We start from the raw sequence: 20,529 nt of genomic DNA on the forward strand, positions 1-20,529 counted from the left end.
TCGTCCCCGCGTGGGGTAGACCGCGCTGTCGTCAAATCATCTCTCCCCCGATTTCCCGTAACCGCCGCCGCCGGGTGTCTCGATCACGAAGGCGTCGCCCGCGGCGAGGTCTGCGCTGCCGGTGGCGGCGAGCATTTCAACGGAGCCGTCGGCGCGCTCGACCCAGTTGCGGCCGGGGGCTGCGTCTTCGCCGCCCGCGAGACCGCTGGGGGCGATCTGGCGCCGGTTGGCGAGGATGTTCGCGGCCATCGGCTCGCGGAAGCGGATGCGGCGGGTGGCGCCGTCACCGCCGGTCCATTGGCCCGCGCCGCCCGAGCCTTTGCGGATCGAAAACTCCTCGACGATGACGGGGAAGCGCGTTTCCATCACTTCGGGATCGGTCATGCGGCTGTTGGTCATATGCGTCTGGATCACGGAGGAGCCGTCGAAGCCGGGGCCGGCGCCCGAGCCGCCGGCGATGGTCTCGTAATATTGGTAAGCTTCGTTGCCGAAGGTGAAATTGTTCATTGTGCCCTGTGCGCCGGCCATCGCGCCGAAGGCGATGAAGAGCGCGTCGGTGATGACCTGGCTCGTCTCGACATTGCCCGCGACGACCGCGGCCGGGTAGCGCGGGGAGAGCATCGAGTCTTCGGGCACGATCAGCGTGACGGGGGCGAGGCAGCCTTCGTTCATCGGGATCGGGTCGTCGAGCATCGTGCGCAGGACGTAAAGCACCGCGGCGCGGACGACGGGCGTCGGCGCGTTGAAATTGTCGGGGAGCGTCGCCGACGAGCCGGTGAAGTCGATGGTGACGTGGCGGGCCTTGCGGTCGACCTTCACCGCGACGGCGACCTCGGCGCCATTGTCCATCGCGTAGGTGAAGGTGCCGTCTTCGAGGCGCGCGATGAGCTGGCGAACGGCGGCTTCGGCCTGGCGCTGGCCGTGCGCCATATAGGCGGCGACGGTGGCGGCGCCGTGCGCGGCGCTGAGGTCGGCGAGCGCGCTGGCGCCGCGCTGGCACGCGGCGACCTGTGCCTTGAGGTCGGCGATGTTGAGTGCGGGGTTGCGTGCGGGCCACTCGCCGGCGTTGAGATGCGCATGGACATCGGCGTCGAGGAAGTTTCCGTCGTCGACGATCAGGACATTGTCGAACAGGATGCCTTCGTCGGCGATGCTCCGGCTGTCGGGGGGCATCGAACCCGGCGCGATGCCGCCAAGGTCGGCGTGATGGCCGCGCGCGGCGACGAAGAAGCTCGGCGCGTAGCCGTCCCCCTCTTCCTTGGCGACGAACACCGGCATGATGACGGTGATGTCGGGGAGGTGCGTGCCGCCGTCGTAGGGCGCGTTGAGGGCGTAGGCGTCGCCGCGTTTGATGCCGCGACCGTCGCCCGCGCGCTGGCGCAGGATGGTGCGCACGCTTTCGCCCATCGAGCCGAGGTGGACGGGCATGTGCGGCGCGTTGGCGACGAGGCGGCCTTCGCCGTCGAAAATCGCGCAGGAGAAGTCGAGGCGCTCGCGGATGTTGATCGACGAGGCGCTGTGCTGGAGCGCGCCGCCCATTTCTTCGGCGATCGCCATGAACAGGCTGTTGAAGATTTCGAGGCGGATCGGGTCGGGATCGTCCGCAGGATTTGTGATCCCCGGCGAAAGCCGGGGCCCATCTTCGTGCGCGAGCCCTGTTTCGCTGGGCCCCGGCTTGCGCCGGGGATCACTTGTGAGTTTCAGCGTCCCCTCATGCTCGACCGTCGCGGTCCACCCCGGTTCAACCACCGTCGTCGACAGCGCGTCGATGATGATCGCGGGGCCGGCGATGGTGCGGCCGGGGGCGAGCGCGCCGCGCTGGTGGAGCGGGACGGTGTGCGGGGCGCCAGCGAGCCAGGCGGTGACGGTTTCAGGGGCGGTTTCGGCTGACCCGGCGGGCGAGGGCAGCGCGGCGGGGGTGTCGCCGGCCTCGGTCAGCTCGACGCGGATGCGGTCGACGACGAGGTTGCTGTGCGGGGCATAGCCGAAGCGCTGGCGGAAGGCGGCGGCGAAGGCGGTCGCGACGTCTTGCGGCGGTGCGAGCGGGAGTTCGATCGCATTGTCGCTGTCGGCAAGGCGGACGAAGAGCAGGGTTTCGCGGGCCGTGTCGGTGTCGGGGGCGAGGTCGGCGCGCGCCTGCTGCGACAGGTCTGTTTCGACGGCGGCGAGGGCTTCGGCGCAATCTTCGTCGAGCTTGAGGCCGAGCGTGCGTTCGCGGATCGCCGAGGGGCGGGCGAGGCCCATGCCATAGGCCGAGAGCACCCCGGCGAGTGGGTGAAGCAGGATTTCGTCGACGCCAAGCGCATCGGCGACGAGGCAGACATGCTGGCCCGCGGCGCCGCCGAAGCCGACGAGGCTGTAGCCTTGGCTCAGGTCGTGGCCGCGCGCGATGGTGATGCGCTTGATCGCGTTCGCCATCTGCTGGACCGCGATGGCGAGCAGGCCCTCGGCGAGCGCTTCGGGGGTGATGTTCCCGACCTCGGCGGCCATGGCGGCGAATTTTCCCACAACCACGGCGCGGTCGAGCGGCTGGTCGCCGTTCGGACCGAAGAGCTTGGGGAAATGATCGGGCTGGATCTTGCCGAGCAGGACGTTGCAGTCGGTGACGGTGAGCGGTCCGCCGCGGCCATAGGCGGCGGGGCCGGGGTTCGCGCCGGCGCTTTCGGGGCCGACGAGAAGGCGCGCGCCGTCCCAGCGGCAGATCGAACCGCCGCCGGCGGCAACGGTGTGGATGCGCAGCATCGGGGCGCGGATGCGCGTGCCGGCGACGATGGTCTCATTGTCGCGCTCGAGGCGGCCGGCATAATGGCTGACGTCGGTCGAGGTGCCGCCCATGTCGAAGCCGATCAGCCGATCCTTGCCGAGCGGCGCGGCGCTGCCGACCATGCCGACGATGCCGCCCGCGGGGCCGGAGAGGATCGCGTCGCGGCCGTGGAAGGCCGATGCGGAGGCGAGGCCGCCCGAGCTTTTCATGAATTGCGGATCGATGCCGTCGCCTAGCTGGCCGACGAATTGCCGAACATAATGGTGGAGGACGGGCGAAAGATAAGCGTCGGCGAGCGTCGTGTCGCCGCGGCCGATCAGCTTGATGAGCGCGCTGACGTCGTGGCTGGTCGAGATTTGCGTGAAGCCGATGTCGCGCGCGATGGCGGCGAGGCGGCGTTCGTGATCGGGGTAGCGATAGCCGTGCATCAGCACGATGGCGATACTGGTGAGGCCGCGGTTATGCGCGTCTTGCAGCGATGCGCGCGCGGCGTTCTCATCGAGCGGAATCAGGATATCGCCCTCAGGGCTCAGACGCTCGGCGATCTCGGCGACTGCGGCGTGCGGCGGCGGCGTGCGGTCGAGTTTGCGCGCGAACAGTTCGGGGCGGTCCTGATAGCCGATCGTCAGCGCATCGCCGAACCCTCGCGTAATCGCGAGCAGGGTCGGCTCGCCCTTGCGTTCGAGGAGCGCGTTCGTCGCGACCGTGCTGCCCATGCGGATCGCGAGCGGGGGCAGCGCGCCGCTGCCTGCGCCGGTGAGGTCGCGGATCGCATTGACCGCCGCATCGCCGGGGCGTGCGGGATCTTCGCTCAGATATTTCGTGGTGACGACCGCGCCCGCGGGGCTGCGTGCGACGACATCGGTGAAGGTGCCGCCGCGGTCGATCCAGATGTGCCAGCGGTCGTCAGGTTGCAGTGCCATTGTCGGGCCAGCGAATGACGATGGCGAGACTGTTGTCAACCGCGGTGCGCGTCCAGCTGCCCTTGAGCTGGCGTTCGATCATCGAACGGATGAAGCGGGTGCCGAAGCTTTCGCTTTCGATATGCGGGGTTTCGGCGAGGCCGGTTTCCGACCAGTCGAGTTCGATGTCGCTGCCGTCGCGGTGCCAGCCGACCGCGAGGCGGCCCTTGCCCGCGAGCGCCCCATATTTGATGCTGTTGGTGACGAATTCGTGGAGCGCGAGCGAGATCGCCTGCGCCCCTTCGTCGCCCAAACGGACCTCGGGCCCGGCGATGGCGGCGAGCTGTTCTGCGGATACCCCCGCGAGTTCGAGTTCGCGGCGGACGATCTGGCCGAGCTCGACGCTGTCGACCGCGCCGGTGACGAGCATCTGCTTGGCGTCCGACAGCGCCCGCATGCGCCCGTCAAACTTGTTTTCGAACTCTTCGAGCGAGGCGGATTCGCGGAGCGTGATGCGCGCGAGCGCGCCGATGCGGGCGAAGGCGTTCTTCATCCGGTGCGCCATCTCGCCGATCATCAGTTCGCGGTCCTCGGCGTGGCGTGCCTTTTCCTCGGCAAGCGCCTGCGCCTCGCCGACGCGGCGCTGCTGGACGCGGTGAAGCTGTGTCGCGAGCAAGGCCAGCGCGAGGCCGAACAGGAAGATGCCGAGCGGGCGGCCGAGGCGTTCGAGCAGGCGGCCGTACGAGATACGCATCGTCCATTGCCGGTCGGCGATGCGCAGCACCTGTTCCTGCGCGTCCCAGCCCATCTTGCCATGCCGGAAGATGACGGGCGCCGAGGGACCGGCGCCCGCGCGGATTTCGAGTCCGTTGATCTGGCCGAGCTGCGGCCCGAGCACGGCCTTCATCATGTCGTTCACCCGAAAGGGGGCGTAGATGAACGCCTCGATCGGCCGAAAGCCCGGCGCCGTCGCGACCGTGCCGGCGGCGGCTTCGCTTGCCATTCCCCGGGCATAGACGGGAAGATAGATAAGAAAGCCGGGCTGTTTGACCTTGGCAGCGCGTTCCTGCGCGAGATGGACGATCCCGCTCGCGGCGGGGCGGCCGGTTTGCCAGGCGCGGCGCATCGCTTCGCGGCGCACGGGCTCGCCATACATGTCGAAACCGAGCGCAACCTGGCGGCGCGGCGTATATGGTTCGACCAGCGCGACGGCGAAGCCGACCGGCTGGTCGGTCGTGCCCCACACCTTGATGTCCTGGCCATAATTTTCCCGGAGCCGCGCCTCGACCCCCGCCGGATCGCCCGCACGCATCGCAGCCGCGATGCCGATGCCCTCCATCCCCGGGGCCTGGACCTGCGGCTGGAGCGCGGCGAGATAGGAGCGAATGCCGGGGCCGCTGGCCGCGGCGTCGGACTGGTAGAGCGCGCGCACCCCTTCGAGGATTGCAACATGGTCGCGGAGCCGCATGTTGAACTGTGCCGCGACACGCTCGGCCTGATCGGCTTCTTCGGCTTGATTATAGAGGAAACTGGCGCTCGCCGCGACGATGGTCGCCAGCAAGATCACCAGCCCGACGAACCGGACCAGCAGCGCCAACAGCCGATCTGCCCATGACGAAGGGCGCATTGATATATCCTGCCTGATGGCTGCCGCAGCAGCGCCCCCCTCTGTCCCCGGATGTTTCACGGCAGGCAGCCGATAGCAAGTTTATTTCGTGCCGATCCGGCGGTGTCCAACGGGTTGCGACCCGCAACCTTTCGCCTATGCTGGTGCGAAATAAAGGGAGAAGCAGGATGATTGTCTATGGCTCGCTGGTGTCGCCGTTCGTCCGTAAATTGCTGGGCTTTCTGGGCGAAAAAGGGATCGAATTCGAGCTGAAGGGCGTCGGGATCGGCGATCCCGATCCGGGGTTCCGCGCCGCTTCGCCGCTGGGCAAGATGCCCGCGATGGATGACGACGGCTTCCTGCTCGCCGATTCGAGCGCGATCATCCAATATATCGAGGCGAAATACCCCGAACCGGTGCTGATCCCCGCCGACCCGCAGGAGCGCGGGCGCGTGATCTGGTGGGAGGAATTCGGCGACACGGTGTTCGCGGCGTGCAGCGGCAAGATGTTCTTCAACCGTATCGTCGCCCCGAAGTTCCTGGGACGCGAGGGCGACCTGGCCGCCGCGGCGTTGGCCGAGGGCGAGGAATTGCCCAAGCTGCTCGCCTATCTGGAAGGTGCGATCCCTGCGTCGGGCTTTCTGGTCGGAGACCGGCTGACGCTCGCCGACCTGGCGGTTGCGTCGCCGCTGATGAACTTCCGCCACTGCGGCGCGGGCATCGATCCTGCCGCGCATCCGAAGATCGCGGCGTGGAGCGAGGCTATCTTGTCGCGGCCGAGCATGGCGCCGTGGATCGCGAAGGAAGAGCGGCTGATCGCGCGGGTGCTGGCGAGCTAGGGTCAGGGCTCTAGAATTCGACGACGATCCGGACGCGCTCGGCGCCGATGCCGAGGTCGCGCGCTATCTGTTCGCGGCGGTAGTCGATCAGCGCCTGTATCTCCTGCACCCCGTGCAGTCCCTCGGGCGCGGCTTCGTCGATGACCGGTTCCACCTGATCGCCGTGGGTGGTGGGCGCCGGCTCGATAGCGGGCGGTGCGTCGATGGCGCTCTTGAGTTCGACCGCGCTCAGCGTGGCGGGCGATACCGGGCCTTCGAACTGGCATCCGAAAAGCCGCCCGCTGGCCCAGATGACCTTCGCCGTGATGTCGCCGGCGTGCGGAAGCTCGATTTCGATGCGGTCGCCGGCCACCAGTTTGACGTCGCTTTCGAGCAATAGCCCGGTTCCCGAGATATTGTGGATCTGCACCTCGATGTCGGTGCCGTCATGCCGCAGGCCCGACGCGAGAAGGCTGAGTTTGCGGCGCGCGTCGATACGTTTGTCGGCGCCGGGCGCCGATGGCAGAAAATGTCCGTAAATAGGCATAGCCGGTTGTTGGAGTTCGCCGGTTAAAAGAAGGTTAGCGGACGCGTCGAAACACGGCGCACCGGCGCAAAAAATGCACGGGTGCCGGGCGCGTAATTTAGTCCGGCGGGGTTAACCTATGTTGCGGGTGAAGCCGCGCGGGATCGTTAATCATCGGCGCACTGACGCCAGACTCGCGACCCAGGATGGCCGAGGGGGTTCCTCTTGCGTAGCCATATTCAAGAGGACGGAAGGGTTCTGCCGCGAGGTGGAGCCCTTCTTGCCATCGGCGGCCGGCGCGCCTGCCCGGCTATCGGCGTTCGACCATCCCGAGGTTGATTGTTCGCGTGATCCCGATCGCGTCCAGAAACGCCGCGTCGTGGCTGACGACGATCAGCGCGCCATCATAGGCGGCGAGGCCGGTTTCGATCGCGGTCAGCGAGTCGATATCGAGATGGTTGCCGGGTTCGTCGAGGATCAGCAGCTGTGGCGGCTGCGGCGCGCCGAGGACGCAGGCAAGCCCGGCGCGGAGCATCTGCCCGCCGCTCAGCGTGCCGACGACCTGGTCGGCGGCGTCGGCGCGGAAACGAAAGCGCGCGAGCGCGGCGCGGCACTGATTGTTCGTCGTCCCGGGATTGAGCGCGAGGAAATTGTCGGCGATCGAGCGCGCGGGATCGAGCAGGCCGACGCGCTGGTCGAAGAGCGCGAAGGCGACGCCGACGCGGACGTCGCCGGCCCACGGCGCGAGCGTGCCCGCGACCAGCGCGAGCAGCGTCGATTTGCCCGAGCCGTTGGGACCGGTGATCGCGACACGTTCGGGGCCGGTGATGGTCAGCGACAGATTTTCGATCACCGGCCGGCCTTCGGCATAGCCCGCGGTGACATGATCGAGGGCGAGCACCGTCCGCGACGCGGGAAGACCGGCCGAAGGCAGGCCGGCCGACAGCGGATCGATTACCTCGACCTTCGCACGCGCCGCGGCGAGACGCTCCTCGGCGTCGCCGCGCTGGCGTTCGGCGAGGCGGCTTCCCGCCGCGCGGGTTTCCTCGGCGCGGCGCTTGAGGCCGCCGATGACGATCTTGGGCATGTCGCCGCGCGCTGCCTTGGCGCGCCCGCGCGAGTCGCGGCGGTCCTGCTTTTCGGTCGCCACCTGCGCCTGCCGCTGCGCGGCATCGGCGCGCTTTTCGGCACCCGCGAGTTCGGCCTCGACCGCCGCCTGCTCGATATCCTTGCGCGCGCGATACGCGCTCCAGCCGCCGCCGTAGCGCGTGCCGCCAAGGCTGGTCAGTTCGACGATCGCGTCCATTTCCTCGAGCAATTCGCGGTCGTGGCTGACGACGATCGCGCCGCCGCGCCAGCGGGCGAGCAGGTCGCGCACCGCGTCGCGGCCCGCGCGGTCGAGATTGTTGGTGGGCTCGTCGAGGAGCAAGAAATCGGGCGCGGCGAACATCGCCCCGGCGAGCGCGGCGCGCGTGCGCTGGCCGCCCGAGAGCTGCGCGAGCGGGGTGTCGGCGGGAAGTGGCAGGCCGACCCCCGCGAGCGCTTCGTCGATCCGCGCTTCGAGCGTCCAGTCGGCGTCGCCGATTTCGTCGACGCTGGCTTCGCCGGCCTCGGCCTTGCGGAGCAGCGCGAGCGCGCCCCGCGCGCCGAACAGGTCGGCGATCGTCTCGTGCGGCGCGACCCGCACCGTCTGGCGGAGCATCGCGATGCTGCCGTGAACCCCGATGCTGCCCGATGCGGGCGTCAGTTCGCCGGTCAGCAGGCGCAGCAGCGTCGATTTGCCGACGCCGTTGCGGCCGACGATGCCGGCGCGTTCGGACTGGAAATTGAGGTCGAGGCCCGAAAGGACGGCGCGGCCGTCAGGCGTGGACCAGCTGAGATTGGAGATTGTGATGGCGGGCATGGACATGGACTTTCCTGGCGGCAAGGCGGGGCGTTGCGGGCAGGTATTGATCCATGGCGAAAGTCTCCGGTTGGCGGGCCGATGTAGAGGCTGCGGTTGCGGTACGCAAGCCGGACGCGATACGCCGCTATGATGCTAATAACCAAATAGGTTATTTTATATTGACATCGTCACGCTGATATGGCACAAGTGTCACATCATGAAGAATTGCGAGTCGGGCCGGTGCCCCTTCCGATGCGGGGGGTAATCCGGCCCTTCTGCTTTTGGAGGTGGGCGATGGATCTGGTGGTGAAAAGCGGGAAGGCGCGATTGCTGGTCAAGACGAAACGTGCGGCCCGCGAGCTTTCCGCGCGCAAGCGCGACGCGTTCATCCAGCATCTGAGCGAGACCTGCAACGTGCGGCTGTCAGCCGAGCGGGTGGGCGTTTCCTTTTCGACCTTTTACAAGATTCGCCAGCGCGATCCGGCGTTTGCGGCCGCTTGGCAACAGGCGCTCGACGATGGCTATCAGCGGTTGGAGATGGGGTTGCTCCATGCCGCTTTGGCGGTGGTAGAGGGCGGGCGCCCGAATGGAAGCGAAACGAGCGACGGCGCGGTCATCGCGCCGATGACGATGGAGCAGGCGTTTCGGGTTCTGGGGCGCCACGAAGGGAGTGTTCGCGGCGGGAAGCTGCGCAGCCTCCGTATTGGCAAGGGCAAGATGCCGACGTCGGAAGAAACCGATGCGGAGGTGTTGAAGCGGCTTGCGATCCTGCGACGTCAGCGCGGCTGGGATCAGCTGTAGCGATGGTGCAGGCGACACGCGACGTCGTCGGCGATTTGCTGGAGCTGTTGGGAACGCTGACGCCGGGCCAGCTGCGGCGATTGATGCGCGACCTTCCGATCAAACATCGGCGCGAGCTCGTCGAGCGTTGGCAGGGCTGGGCGCAACCCGGGCAATGCGAGCCGTCGGGCGATTGGCGCATCTGGATGATCCGCGCCGGGCGCGGGTTCGGCAAGACGCGCGCGGGGGCGGAATGGATCAGCGAATGGGCGCGGATGCTGCCCGAGGCACGGATCGCGCTGGTCGCGGCGAACGATGCCGACGGGCGCCGCGTGATGATCGAGGGGCCGAGCGGGCTGCTGGCTGTGGCGCGATCGGACGAAGAACCGATGTGGCGTGAAGGATTGCGCGAATTGCATTTCAGCAGCGGTGCGGTGGCGACGCTCTATTCGGCGGCGGCGGCGGAGAATCTGCGCGGGCCCGAGCATCATGTCGCCTGGTGCGACGAACTGGCGAAATGGCCGCAGGGCGATGCGGCGTGGGACAATCTGATGATGGGGTTGCGGCTGAAGCCTTCGGCGCTCGAGACGAGCGACAGCCTCGACGTCGCGACGATGGACCTGGAGGGCGCGGTCACCAGCGATGCGATCGCGGCGCGCGATCTGGATGCGGGGCGCTGGGATGGCGCGGAGCTGGAGCTGTTCGTCACCGACTGGAGCGCGCCCGAGGTTGCGCCGGTCACGGTGGCGCGTGGATCGGTGGGGGCGATCGAGCGGCGCGGGCCGGCCTTTGCGGTGGAGTTGCAGGGCGTGACGCGGGTGCTCGACCGGCCGGTGTGCCCGGCGACGTCGCCGTCGTGCCGCGCGATGCTTGGCGACCGGGCGTGCCGGGTCGACCTGACGCCGCTGACGCATGTGCGCCGGGTCGTCGCGGTCGACGGGCGCATGGTGACGCTCGATGCCGCGGTGCCGGGGATGGCGTTCGGCGAGCTTCTGTGGATCGAGGGCGCCAATTGCGGATTGGCGAGCCCGGTGATCGCGGTCGACGAGGCGGTGCTGCATTTGGCCGAAGCGCCGGCGTTTGCGGTCGCAGGGCCGGTGCGCGTGCGGCTCACCGAAGGGTGCGACAAGCAGCTTGCGACGTGCCGCGACCGCTTTGCGAACGCGATCAATTTTCGCGGCGAGGCCCACTTGCCCGGCAATGATTTGCTGACGCGCTATCCCGGTGGCTGAGGTTGGAGCGCGCGCCTTTGCGGCGGCGCGGGCGATGGTTGGCGTGGGGTTCCGGCCGCAAGGGAGCGATCCGGCGACGGGGCTCGATTGTGTGGGGCTGGTGTGGGCCGCCTATGCGGCGGCGGGATGCCGGCTGGTGCGGCCGGTCGGTTTGCCGCCGCCGCGGCCGATGGACGCGAAACGCTGGTCTGGCGCGCCGATCTGGCAGCGCTGGCGCTCACGGTGGGGCATGTCGTGGCGTTGGAGGATGGTAGCCGTTGGCGGCTGGCAGCGCGGACGGTACGCGGGAGTGACATCCTGCTGGAGCTGAGGCGCCACGAGCCGCTGCCTGCCGCCGAGGTTCCGGCCGAACCGGGCGTTCCGGTCAGCGCGCCCGACTGGCCCGACGCCGTCGGGTCGGTTCGCCTGTTCGACCTTCCCAACATCGGAAGTCCGGCGGCATCGGCGCCGCGATTGTTGATTGCCGGCGCTGGTAGCAACGATGGCTGGCGCGGCGCCGATTCCTGGTTCGTCGCGTCGCCCGGTGCCGAACCGATCCCGGTCGGCACCGTGCGTCCGGCCGCGGCTCTCGGCGCGCTAGCCGAGCCGCTCGCCGCAGGGAGCGATTGCCTGTTCGATCTTTCGAACAGCGTCGAGGTCCAGCTGGTCAATCCCGCGATGACATTGGAATCGGTCGGCGACGCCGCGCTGCTGGGCGGCGTGAACCGGGCGATGGTGAGCGGCGAGTTGCTGCAGTTCGGCGTCGCCGAGGTTATTGGACCCGGTCGCTGGCGCCTCACGCGCTTGCTGCGCGGGCGGGCCGGGACCGACAGCGGAATGACCCATTTGGCCGGGGCGCCGTTCGTTATGCTCGATGATCCGGCGCTGTTGACACTGTCCGAGACCCTTGCTGCTTTGGGAGAAAACGGCGCGGCGACCGTCGAATGGGCACCGCGGGGCGGGACCACGCTGGCCGAGGTTGACGTGCCGGTGGCCGGCCGGGCGCTGCAGCCGCTGGCTCCGGTGCACGGGAAGGTCCGCGCCGATGGAGCCGGCGGGGTGACGATCGACTGGGTGCGACGCAGCCGCGTCGATACGGGGTGGCGCGACCATGTCGATCAGCCCCTTGGTGAAGCAACCGAGGCATGGCGCATTGCACTGGTACCACCCATTCCGGGGATCGGGCCGTGGGCAAGCGTGTCGCCGACGTTGAATATCGGTGCCACCGACCTCGCAATATTGCCGCCCGGCTGCGCGATCGAAATCCGGCAGGTGGGGGATTTCGCGCTGTCGCCGCCCCTGTCCCTGCCATTGACGTAAAGGATTGAGCCATGACCGATATGCCGACCACACCGCGCTTCGCGTTACCGTTACTTGCCGTAGCACAGGCGCAGAAAGAGGTGACGCACAACGAAGCCCTGACGCTGCTCGATGCCTTGATTCATGCTGCTGTCGAAGCCGGGCCGCTTGCCGTGCCGCCCTCAAGTCCCGTCGACGGGCAATGCTGGATCGTGGGCGCGGCACCGACGGGCGCCTGGACGGGACAGGGAAATGCGATCGCGATCCGGACCGGGGCCGGGTGGCGATTTGCGCCGCCGCGCGAGGGGATGCGGGCGACGCGTCTGACCGATGGCGCACAGCTTCGTTTCGATGGGGGCGTATGGGTGGGCCCGGGGACAGTCGCGGCGCCTTCGGGCGGGTCGGTAATCGACACCCAGGCACGCAGCGCGCTTTCGACATTGATCCTTCAGCTCGCCGCGCAGGGTCTTCTGATTTCAGGCTGAATTTTGGTTCATTGACATCGCGAGTGCGACTTTTTGGCAACATATTGACGATTTGTTAGCTTGCACGGAACCAAAGCGGCGGGTAGGACGTCCTCGAGACGTATATCTCAATTGAAAGGGGAATTATTATGAGGAAGCTTGCCGTCGCTCTGGCGTTGGCCTCCACCACCCTGGCGTCGCCGGTTCTGGCGCGCGACAACTCCTGGTATGTTGGTGTGGGTGCTGGCGCAATGCTCGTCGAGGACCTCGATCTCGACATCGGCACGTTCAACAATGCCGGTACGCTCGATCACCGCGCTGGCTATGATGCCGAAGGTACCGTCGGTTATGACTTTGGCGGTTTCCGCGCAGAAGTCGAAGTCGGTTTCCGTGAAGCCGACATCAAGTCGGGCCGCTTCACGACCCCCGGCATCCCGCAGTCGGCTGCGGGAACGGGCGCTCTGGCGACCGGTTCATATGACCTCGCCGGCGATAGCAATGCGCTGAGCTTCATGGTCAACGGCCTGCTCGACTTCGGTGACGACGACGGCCTTCAGGGCTTTGTCGGCGGTGGTGCCGGTATCGCCCGCGTTTCGGTTGAGCCGGTCTTTGCCGGCAACTTCCTCGACGATTCGGACACGGGCTTTGCCTGGCAGGCGATCGCGGGCGTCCGCGCTCCGCTGAGCGACAACATCGATGTTGGCCTGAAGTATCGCTTCTTCAACGCCGACAACATCGACCTGGTCGACCAGCTCGGCCGCGACGTTTCGACGCGCTTCCGTTCGCACTCGATCCTGGGTACGCTGACGTTCAACTTCGGTGGTGCTCCGGCGCCGGAACCGGTGGCTCCGCCGCCGCCCCCGCCCCCGCCGCCGCCTCCCCCGCCGCCTCCGCCGCCGCCGCCGGTCGTGGAATGCGCACCGGGACCGTATATCGTGTACTTCGACTGGGATCAGTCGAACATCACGCCGGAAGCGGCTTCGACGCTCGACAACGCGATCAGCGCCTATAACCGTGGTTGCACGGGTACGCAGGTCATGCTCGCCGGTCACGCTGACCGTTCGGGTTCGGCCAAGTACAACGTCGGCCTGTCGGAACGCCGCAACACCGCGGTTCGCAGCTATCTCACCGCTCGCGGTATCTCGGATGGCTCGATCAGCGCGCAGGCGTTCGGCGAAACCCGTCCGGCCGTTGCGACCGCCGACGGCGTCCGCAACGACCAGAACCGTCGCGTGGAAATCACTTACGGTCCGAACTCGGGCATGTAAGACCGGTTTCCACTCCCGACAGGGACTGGAAGAAAAAGAGGGGCGGTACCGAAAGGTGCCGCCCTTTCTTTATGGTCGCTTTACACCGCGATTGCTGTTCGGCGGCGACCTTCGTTTTTTCTTGCTCGCTGAGAATTATGATATACCATCACGTCAGAGGGCGCGGGATGGTCTTGAGCCCTCGATGGGGGCGGGGCCCGTCCATCGCGGGCATGCTCCCAAGCGGGAGAGACGATGCGCAAACGCCGCAGCATGTTCCATCGCAGCATTTTTCGCGCCGATCCCAATGGCGATCCGGACATCAACACGACCCCGCTGATCGACGTGATGCTGGTGATGCTGGTGATGTTCATCATCACCATCCCGCCGCCGACGCATAGCGTCGATGTCACGCTGCCGATCGGACCGGATATTCCGGGCAAGGTGCTCGACGAGAATCGTATCACGATCGATACGACCGACGTGATCCGCTGGAACAACGAAGCCGTGGATCTGGCCGAGCTGGGCGCGCTGGTGAAAGTTGCGGCCGACCGGCCGGAGCCTGCGGCGATCCTGCTCGAACCCGATGCGCGGGCGCGTTACCTGCGGGTCGATGAGGCGATCGGGGCGATCCGGCGCAATGGCGGGTCGAAGCTCGCCTTTCCCGGCATCCAAAATTATGCGGGCCTGATCTGATCCTTTTTGACGGATCCCGCTGCCATCAGGCAGCGGGCGCCGTTCCGGGCCGGAGATGGCGCATCATATAGCTGACATAGTCGGCCTTGCCGAGCGGGACGCCCATATGGCGCAGCACGGCGTAGGCCGCGACCCGGTGGAAGTAGAATTGCGGCTGCGCCCAGTCGCGCAGATAGTCGAGCGCGGTCATGTCGAAGGTCATGCCGTTGGGAAGCGTGAAGCTGACCGGCCGGTTCAGGTCGTCGCCGAGTGCGGCGGGATCGACTGTATCGAGAAACACCAGCGCAGCGGCAATCTGGTCCTGCATGCCGGCAAAATCGACTGCGTCCTCCGCGAATTCGGGGACTTCGCCGGCACCGAGCCGCGCCAGCGGCTGGAGCGCCTGCGCGCAGGTGAAGCGGATTTGCGACGCGAGCGGGAACATGTCGGGCGCCAGACGCGCGACCGCGAACTGCAGTTCGCCGACGCCATTGTCCGTACCCCACGAGAGCCCTCGCGCGAGTTCCCCCGACAAGGCATTCAGCCCGTTCTGATAGGCCGGCACGGTCAGGTCATAGAGCATCGTCTTATCCTCGGTTGAACGGGGTGGCGTCAGGCGGCGGCGAGATTGTCCTGGAACTGGAGGCGCGCCAGGCGGGCGTAGAGGCCGTCGGCGGCGACGAGCGCGTCATGCTTGCCCTCTTCGACGATGCGGCCGTCGTCCATCACGACGATGCGGTCGGCGGCGCGCACGGTTGCGAGGCGGTGTGCGATGACGATCGTCGTGCGGTCGTGCATCAGCGTTTCGAGCGCGTCCTGGACGAGCTTCTCGGATTCGGCATCGAGTGCCGATGTCGCTTCGTCGAGCAGCAGCAGCGGGGCGCGGCGGAGCAGTGCGCGGGCGATCGCGACGCGCTGGCGCTGGCCGCCCGAAAGGCGCGCGCCGCCTTCGCCCATGAAGGTGTCGAGCCCGTCGGGCAGCTTGCGGAGGAACTCCTCGGCATTGGCGGCGCGGGCGGCTTCCCACAGCTCCTCGTCGCTCGCGGCCCAATTGCCATAGCGGAGGTTGTCGCGTGCCGAGGCGGCGAAGATTACCGTTTCCTGCGGCACCATCGCGATACGCGCGCGGATGTCGGCGGGATCGGCTTCGGTGAGGGGGATGCCATCTAGGAGGATTTGTCCGCCCTGCGGGTCGTAGAAACGCTCGGCGAGCTGGAAGAGGGTCGACTTGCCGGCACCCGAGGGGCCGACGATCGCGACCGTCTCGCGCGGGTGGATCGCGAGCGAGAAATTATGGAGCGCCGGGGCGTCGGGGCGCGTCGGATAATGGAATTCGACATTGGCGAATTCGAGCGTTCCGACGGGCGGTTCGGGGAAGGGGCGGGGTTTTGCCGGCGGCGCGATGCTTGCCTCGGCGTTGAGCAACTCGCTGAGGCGCTCGGCGGCGCCAGCAGCGCGGAGCAGGTCGCCATAGACTTCGGTGAGCGCGCCGAACGCGCCCGCGACGAGCCCGCCGGTGAGCACGAAGGCGGCGATCGTGCCGCCGGTGATCGTGCCGGCCGCGACGCCTTCGGCACCGTACCAGAGCAGGGTGGTGATTGCGCCGAACAGGAGGCCGATGACCGTCGCGGTGATGATCGCGCGGAGGCGGATGCGGCGCTTGGCGGTCGCGAAATTGGCCTCGACCGCGGCCGAGAAACGATCGGCTTCGCGCGCTTCCTGACCGAAGGCCTGGACGATCTTCATCGCGCCCATCTGCTCGGCGGTGGTCGCGCCGATGTCGGCCACGCGGTCCTGGCTGGTGCGCGAGACTTTCTGGAGCCGGCGGCCGAGGAGGACGATCGGCAGGATGATGACGGGGATGCCGAGCAATATGCCCGCGGTGAGTTTGGGCGACAGGCTGAACAGATAGATGATGCCGCCGATGCCCATCACCGTGTTGCGCAACGCGACCGAGACGGTGGTGCCGACGACCTGTTCGATGATCGCGGTATCCGACGTCATGCGCGAGGCGATTTCGGACGGACGGTTTTCCTCGAAGAAACCGGGCGCGAGACGCAGCAGATTCTGCTGCACGGCCTGCCTTATGTCGGCGACGGTGCGCTCGCCGAGCCAGCTCACGAAATAGAAGCGCAGCGCGGTCGCGAGCGCGAGTGCGACGCAGATCGCGTAGAAGAGCCGGAAATGCGGCGCGACGTCACCGCCGCCGGCGATGAAGCCGCTGTCGATCATCGCCTTGAACTGATAGGGAATGGCGAGCGTCGCGAGCGCCGCAATCCCGAGCGCGATCGCCGCGATGCTCAGCTGGAGCGGATAGTTGCTGGCATAGTGCCATACCATGCGCAGGCTGCCGAGTTTGCGGCGGGGTTCGGCGGTCGCCTTCGCGGCGGGCAGATCGGGTTGGCTGGCCATCGCACCGGCCCTAGCAGCGCCGGGGACCGGGCTCAACGACGCAGAATGCGCCCCTGCTTCAAGCACTTTGAAGCAGGGCTGCAAGGGAGCGCGGTCTGTCGCCGCGCTCCCCCTTTGTCAGCGGTTGTCGAGCTGCGCGCGCACCGCGCGGAGGCCCGCCTGCGTGATGCGGTACGGCGCGCCGTTCAGCGAGCCGATGAAGCCGCGCCGCCGCAGCCGGTTGAACAGTGACAGGCCGGTATCAGCGAGCACATGGCCGTCGCGCGTGAAACACAAAGCTTCGATGATATGGCCGTTCTCGCCGCGCCGATGGCGGATCATGCCGCCCTGCGCCAGCACATGGAGCATACGCTGCTCCGCTTTCGAAATATTCATGATATTGTCCGGGATTATCAAGCAACAAAGGCGCACGAACCCGCTGGCCCGTACGCTGCGCACATCCCGATTACGCCGGGATGTTAGCGGTTGCCCGCAATCTCAGACATATTCACTCCATCGGCGCATCATGCGCCGCTCCGTGCAGAATATTCGACTTCGGCACGCCTCGCAATGATTTTGATGCATTGCACAATGAGACTGAGCCCCTAGACTGCTAACCAACGCGCAGGCGCCGAAGAGCGCCGCCGGGGTCACGCAAGGAACGATTTGAACATGCTTTATCACGCCTTTGACATGCAGAAGAACTGGCTCGCGGGCGCGAGCGCGCTCGCCACGGCGGGTGCGCAGGTCATGCAGCATCCGGCGAATCCGCTCGGTTATTTCAGCGGCAGCCCGATGTTCGCCTCGGCGCTCGAAGTGTTCGCGCATGCGGCGGCGCCGCGCGGAAAGCCGGGGTTCGAGCTCTACGAAACCGTCGTCGACGGTGAGGCGGTGCGCGTGACCGAGGCGGTCGAGGCGCGCAAGCCGTTTGGCCAGCTCAAGCATTTCAAGCACAAGGGCGCGAAAGACGCACCCAAGCTGTTGATCGTCGCGCCGATGTCGGGCCATTATGCGACATTGCTGCGCGGCACGGTCGAACGCATGCTGCCCAGCCATGATGTGTGGATCACCGACTGGCGCGACGCGCGCAATGTGCCGCTCGAGGCCGGCAAGTTCGACCTCGACGATTATGTCGATTATCTGATTTCGTGGCTCGAACATATCGGCCCCGGCGCGCATGTGCTCGCGGTGTGCCAGCCATCGGTGCCGAGCCTCGCCGCGGCGGCGATCATGGCGGCAAACAAGCATAAGTGCCGCCCGAAGACGCTGACGATGATGGGCGGCCCGATCGACACGCGCAAGGCGCCGACCGCGGTGAACGAGCATGCGATGACGCGGCCGCACGCCTGGTTCCAGGAAAATGTGATCGCGACCGTTCCCGCCTATTATCCGGGCGCCGGGCGCCGCGTCTATCCGGGTTTCCTGCAGCTCGCCGGCTTCATGTCGATGAACCTTGGCAATCACATGATGAGCCATTGGGAGATGTTCAAACATCTGGTCGACGGCGATGGCGAAAGCGCCGACAAGACCAAGGAATTTTACGACGAATATCGCGCAGTGTGCGACATGACGGCCGAATTCTACCTTCAGACGGTCGACGTGGTGTTCCAGCGCCACCTGCTGCCCAAGGGCGAGATGACGCACCGCGGCGAGCCGGTCGATGTCGGGGTGATCGAGGATATCGCGATCCTCGCGATCGAGGGCGAGCGCGACGATATTTCGGGGATCGGCCAGACCAAGGCGGCGCTGACGATCGCCAAGTCACTGCCCGCCGAGAAGAAGAAATATCTGATGGCGAAAGGTGTCGGCCATTACGGCATCTTCAACGGCCGCAAATGGCGCGACGAGATTGCACCGGTCGTCGAAAAATGGATCCGCGCGCATGGCGGCTGATGACCGGTAGCTGCCGATCGACATGTGAACCCCGGCGAAAGCCGGGGCCCAGAATTCCAACACTGACCTGGCGCTTTTCCGCACTGGGCCCCGGCTTTCGCCGGGGTGCACGAGGAGGGCAGCTCACCGCCCCAAAAACGGACGTCAGAAGCTCCGCATCACTTCTTCTTCGCTGCGATGTAGCGCGTCACCTGCTCCTCGAGGATGTCGAGCGGCAGAGCGCCTTCGCTCAGCACCGCTTCGTGGAAATCGCGAATGTCGAAGCGCGGGCCGAGCTCGGTCTCGGCGCGTTTGCGCAGCACTGCAATCTTGAGCTGGCCGACCATGTAGCTCGTCGCCTGACCAGGCCAGTTGAAATAGCGGTCGACCTCGCGCGCGATGTCGGTGTCGGACACCGAGCTGTTCGCCTTGAAATAGGCGATCGCCTGCTCGCGCGTCCAGCGCTTTGAATGGATGCCGGTGTCGAGCACGAGGCGGATCGCGCGCCATACCTGCAGCGATAGCATGCCGAAGCGGTCATAAGGCGTCTTGTAGACGCCCATCTCGTTCGCGAGGCGCTCCGAATAGAGCCCCCAGCCCTCCATATAGGCGCCATAGCCGCCGAATTTGCGGAATTTGGGGATGCCGGTGAGTTCCTGCTGGCGCGCGATCTGGAAATGATGGCCTGGCGCGCCTTCGTGCGCGGCGATGCCGGCGACCTGCACCTTCTGCGTTTGGTTCATGTCGACAAGGTTGACATAATAGATACCGGGGCGCGAGCCGTCGGCGGAGGGCGGGTTGTAGAAGGCGGTCGACGCCGTCCCCTCCCGCCACTTTTCGACCGCGCGCACCTCGAGCGCCGCCTTGGGCAACACGCGGAAATAGCGCGGCGCAGCGGTCATCACCGATGCGATCACCGCGCGCGCGTCGGCGAGATAGGTTTCGCGGCCAGCCTCGGTATTCGGATATTTGAACTGCGGGTCGGCGCGGATGTGGTCGAAGAATTGCTCGAGCGTGCCGGTGAAGCCGACCTCGCGCTTGATCGCCTCCATCTCGCTGCGGATCGCCGCGACCTGCTGGAGGCCAAGGTCGTGGATCTGGTCGGCGGTGAGACTGGTGGTCGTCGAGCTCTTCAGCCGGTCGGCGTAATAGGCGGCGCCGTCGGGGAGGTTCCACGCGCCGAAATTGCCTTTCGATTTGGGCTCGATCTCATCGATCGCCGCGATCAGCGTCTCATAGCCATGCTTGAACGGGCCGGTCAGCGCGGCGCTGGCGTCGGCGATCAGCTTCGTCTTGGTCGCGGCGGGCGCGTCGAGCGCCTCCACCTTCTTGCGGAAATCGGCCAGCAGCGTCGAATCGGCGCCGCCGCCGAAGGGTGCACCCGTGATCACCTTGAGCGCGTCGGCGCGCGCGGGGGCGAAATTGACCTTGTTGGGGATGATCCCCGCCGCGGCCTGTTCGCGCATCGTCGCGGCAACTTCGGTCATCACGCGGTCGGTGTCGCGCAGGCGGGCGATATAGGCCTCGGCATCGGCGACGCTGTCGACCTTGTGATTGTTGATGAGCAGGACGGGGATCGCGCCGGCGGGGCTGCCGTTGGTCGAGACAGGAAAGCGCAGCTTGCGGAAGCGGAGCGATTCGCGGCCGCGTTCGACTTCATATTCGAACAGGCGAAAGCTGACGCGCGCGCTCTCACCGAGCTGGTCGGGTTTGAAGCGCGCTCGCATGTCCTTGAGCTGGCGCTCCATAAGCTCCTGCTCGCGCAGCGATGCCGCGTCGGTGTAATCGTCGAGCTTGGCGTAATTGGTCTTGAGCCCGAGCTGGGTCTGCGATTCGGGGCTGAGGGCGAGCCTCTCGTCGAACGCCTGATCGAGGAAGTCGAGCAGAGCCTGGTCCTTCGCGCCGGCTTGCGGCGCGGCCTGCGCGAAGGCCGGCGCGGTCATCGGCGCGAAGGGCAGGACGGGGAGCAGCATCAGGGCAACGGCAAAGCGCATCACATTCTCCTATTCGAATGAGAGGCTTGTTGCGCAGTGCCGGGCCGGGCGCAATATTATTTCAGCCGCTGTTTGTCACCATGCGGCGGTGGCTG

Annotated in this window: 16 protein-coding genes; 8 read left to right on the forward strand and 8 right to left on the reverse strand. The window is 66.8% G+C overall.

Annotated elements, in window-relative coordinates; translation table 11 throughout:
- Positions 1 to 36: 36 nt before the first annotated feature.
- Positions 37 to 3,687, reverse strand: a complete 3,651-nt coding sequence (locus tag GGC65_RS16275; RefSeq protein ID WP_192648111.1) for a hydantoinase B/oxoprolinase family protein — start codon at positions 3,685 to 3,687, stop codon at positions 37 to 39.
- Entirely contained in the window at positions 3,671 to 5,263 is a 1,593-nt protein-coding gene (locus GGC65_RS16280; protein ID WP_225940858.1) for a CHASE domain-containing protein, read from the reverse strand. Before GGC65_RS16280 ends, GGC65_RS16275 begins: the two co-directional genes overlap by 17 nt.
- A 197-nt stretch (positions 5,264 to 5,460) precedes the next feature.
- On the opposite strand from GGC65_RS16280, the gene GGC65_RS16285 reads away from it, so the two are divergent.
- Entirely contained in the window at positions 5,461 to 6,111 is a 651-nt protein-coding gene (locus GGC65_RS16285) for a glutathione S-transferase family protein (protein ID WP_192648113.1), read from the forward strand.
- A 10-nt stretch (positions 6,112 to 6,121) separates the two neighbouring features.
- Here GGC65_RS16285 and GGC65_RS16290 read toward each other — a convergent pair whose 3' ends face one another.
- Both GGC65_RS16290 and GGC65_RS16295 read right to left on the reverse strand, forming a co-directional pair.
- Positions 6,122 to 6,637 carry a PilZ domain-containing protein gene (locus GGC65_RS16290; RefSeq protein ID WP_192648114.1) on the reverse strand — a complete coding sequence of 172 codons (516 nt, stop codon included), beginning with the start codon at positions 6,635 to 6,637 and terminating at the stop codon, positions 6,122 to 6,124.
- A gap of 289 nt (positions 6,638 to 6,926) precedes the next feature.
- Positions 6,927 to 8,519 carry an ABC-F family ATP-binding cassette domain-containing protein gene (locus tag GGC65_RS16295; protein WP_192649577.1) on the reverse strand — a complete coding sequence of 531 codons (1,593 nt, stop codon included), beginning with the start codon at positions 8,517 to 8,519 and terminating at the stop codon, positions 6,927 to 6,929.
- 276 nt (positions 8,520 to 8,795) lie between these two features.
- On the opposite strand from GGC65_RS16295, the gene GGC65_RS16300 reads away from it, so the two are divergent.
- The 6 genes from GGC65_RS16300 to GGC65_RS16330 all read left to right on the forward strand — a co-directional run bounded on the left by GGC65_RS16300 (position 8,796) and on the right by GGC65_RS16330 (position 14,198).
- A complete protein-coding gene (locus tag GGC65_RS16300) occupies positions 8,796 to 9,302 on the forward strand; it encodes a hypothetical protein (RefSeq protein WP_225940859.1) in 507 nt (168 codons plus the stop codon).
- Between the two features lie 2 nt (positions 9,303 to 9,304).
- Positions 9,305 to 10,513 (forward strand): DUF2163 domain-containing protein, encoded by a 1,209-nt coding sequence (locus GGC65_RS23450; protein ID WP_413052735.1) that lies wholly within the window; start codon positions 9,305 to 9,307, stop codon positions 10,511 to 10,513.
- Between the two features lie 126 nt (positions 10,514 to 10,639).
- Positions 10,640 to 11,812 (forward strand): hypothetical protein, encoded by a 1,173-nt coding sequence (locus GGC65_RS16315; RefSeq protein WP_192648116.1) that lies wholly within the window; start codon positions 10,640 to 10,642, stop codon positions 11,810 to 11,812.
- A gap of 11 nt (positions 11,813 to 11,823) precedes the next feature.
- A complete protein-coding gene (locus GGC65_RS16320; protein ID WP_192648117.1) occupies positions 11,824 to 12,276 on the forward strand; it encodes a DUF2793 domain-containing protein in 453 nt (150 codons plus the stop codon).
- 128 nt (positions 12,277 to 12,404) lie between these two features.
- Positions 12,405 to 13,523 (forward strand): OmpA family protein, encoded by a 1,119-nt coding sequence (locus tag GGC65_RS16325; RefSeq protein ID WP_192648118.1) that lies wholly within the window; start codon positions 12,405 to 12,407, stop codon positions 13,521 to 13,523.
- Positions 13,524 to 13,757: 234 nt separating this feature from the next.
- Positions 13,758 to 14,198, forward strand: a complete 441-nt coding sequence (locus GGC65_RS16330; protein WP_192648119.1) for an ExbD/TolR family protein — start codon at positions 13,758 to 13,760, stop codon at positions 14,196 to 14,198.
- A 25-nt stretch (positions 14,199 to 14,223) separates the two neighbouring features.
- Here GGC65_RS16330 and GGC65_RS16335 read toward each other — a convergent pair whose 3' ends face one another.
- The 3 genes from GGC65_RS16335 to GGC65_RS16345 form a co-directional block, all read right to left on the reverse strand.
- Positions 14,224 to 14,760, reverse strand: coding sequence for a DUF1993 family protein (locus GGC65_RS16335; protein WP_192648120.1), 537 nt, complete (start codon positions 14,758 to 14,760; stop codon positions 14,224 to 14,226).
- A 29-nt stretch (positions 14,761 to 14,789) separates the two neighbouring features.
- On the reverse strand, positions 14,790 to 16,589 hold the full coding sequence (locus GGC65_RS16340; RefSeq protein WP_192648121.1) for an ABC transporter transmembrane domain-containing protein: 1,800 nt from the start codon (positions 16,587 to 16,589) through the stop codon (positions 14,790 to 14,792).
- Positions 16,590 to 16,706: 117 nt separating this feature from the next.
- Positions 16,707 to 16,964 carry a YjhX family toxin gene (locus tag GGC65_RS16345; RefSeq protein WP_192648122.1) on the reverse strand — a complete coding sequence of 86 codons (258 nt, stop codon included), beginning with the start codon at positions 16,962 to 16,964 and terminating at the stop codon, positions 16,707 to 16,709.
- A gap of 276 nt (positions 16,965 to 17,240) precedes the next feature.
- Here GGC65_RS16345 and GGC65_RS16350 point away from each other — a divergent pair, with 276 nt between their 5' ends.
- On the forward strand, positions 17,241 to 18,461 hold the full coding sequence (locus GGC65_RS16350) for a polyhydroxyalkanoate depolymerase (RefSeq protein ID WP_192649579.1): 1,221 nt from the start codon (positions 17,241 to 17,243) through the stop codon (positions 18,459 to 18,461).
- A 158-nt stretch (positions 18,462 to 18,619) separates the two neighbouring features.
- Here GGC65_RS16350 and GGC65_RS16355 read toward each other — a convergent pair whose 3' ends face one another.
- The gene (locus tag GGC65_RS16355) at positions 18,620 to 20,434 is read right to left on the reverse strand and encodes a DUF885 domain-containing protein (RefSeq protein WP_192648123.1); all 1,815 of its coding nucleotides are present in this window, start codon (positions 20,432 to 20,434) and stop codon (positions 18,620 to 18,622) included.
- Positions 20,435 to 20,529 lie beyond the last annotated feature (95 nt).

It is taken from the genome of Sphingopyxis sp. OAS728 (assembly GCF_014873485.1).
Classification (GTDB): Bacteria; Pseudomonadota; Alphaproteobacteria; order Sphingomonadales; family Sphingomonadaceae; genus Sphingopyxis.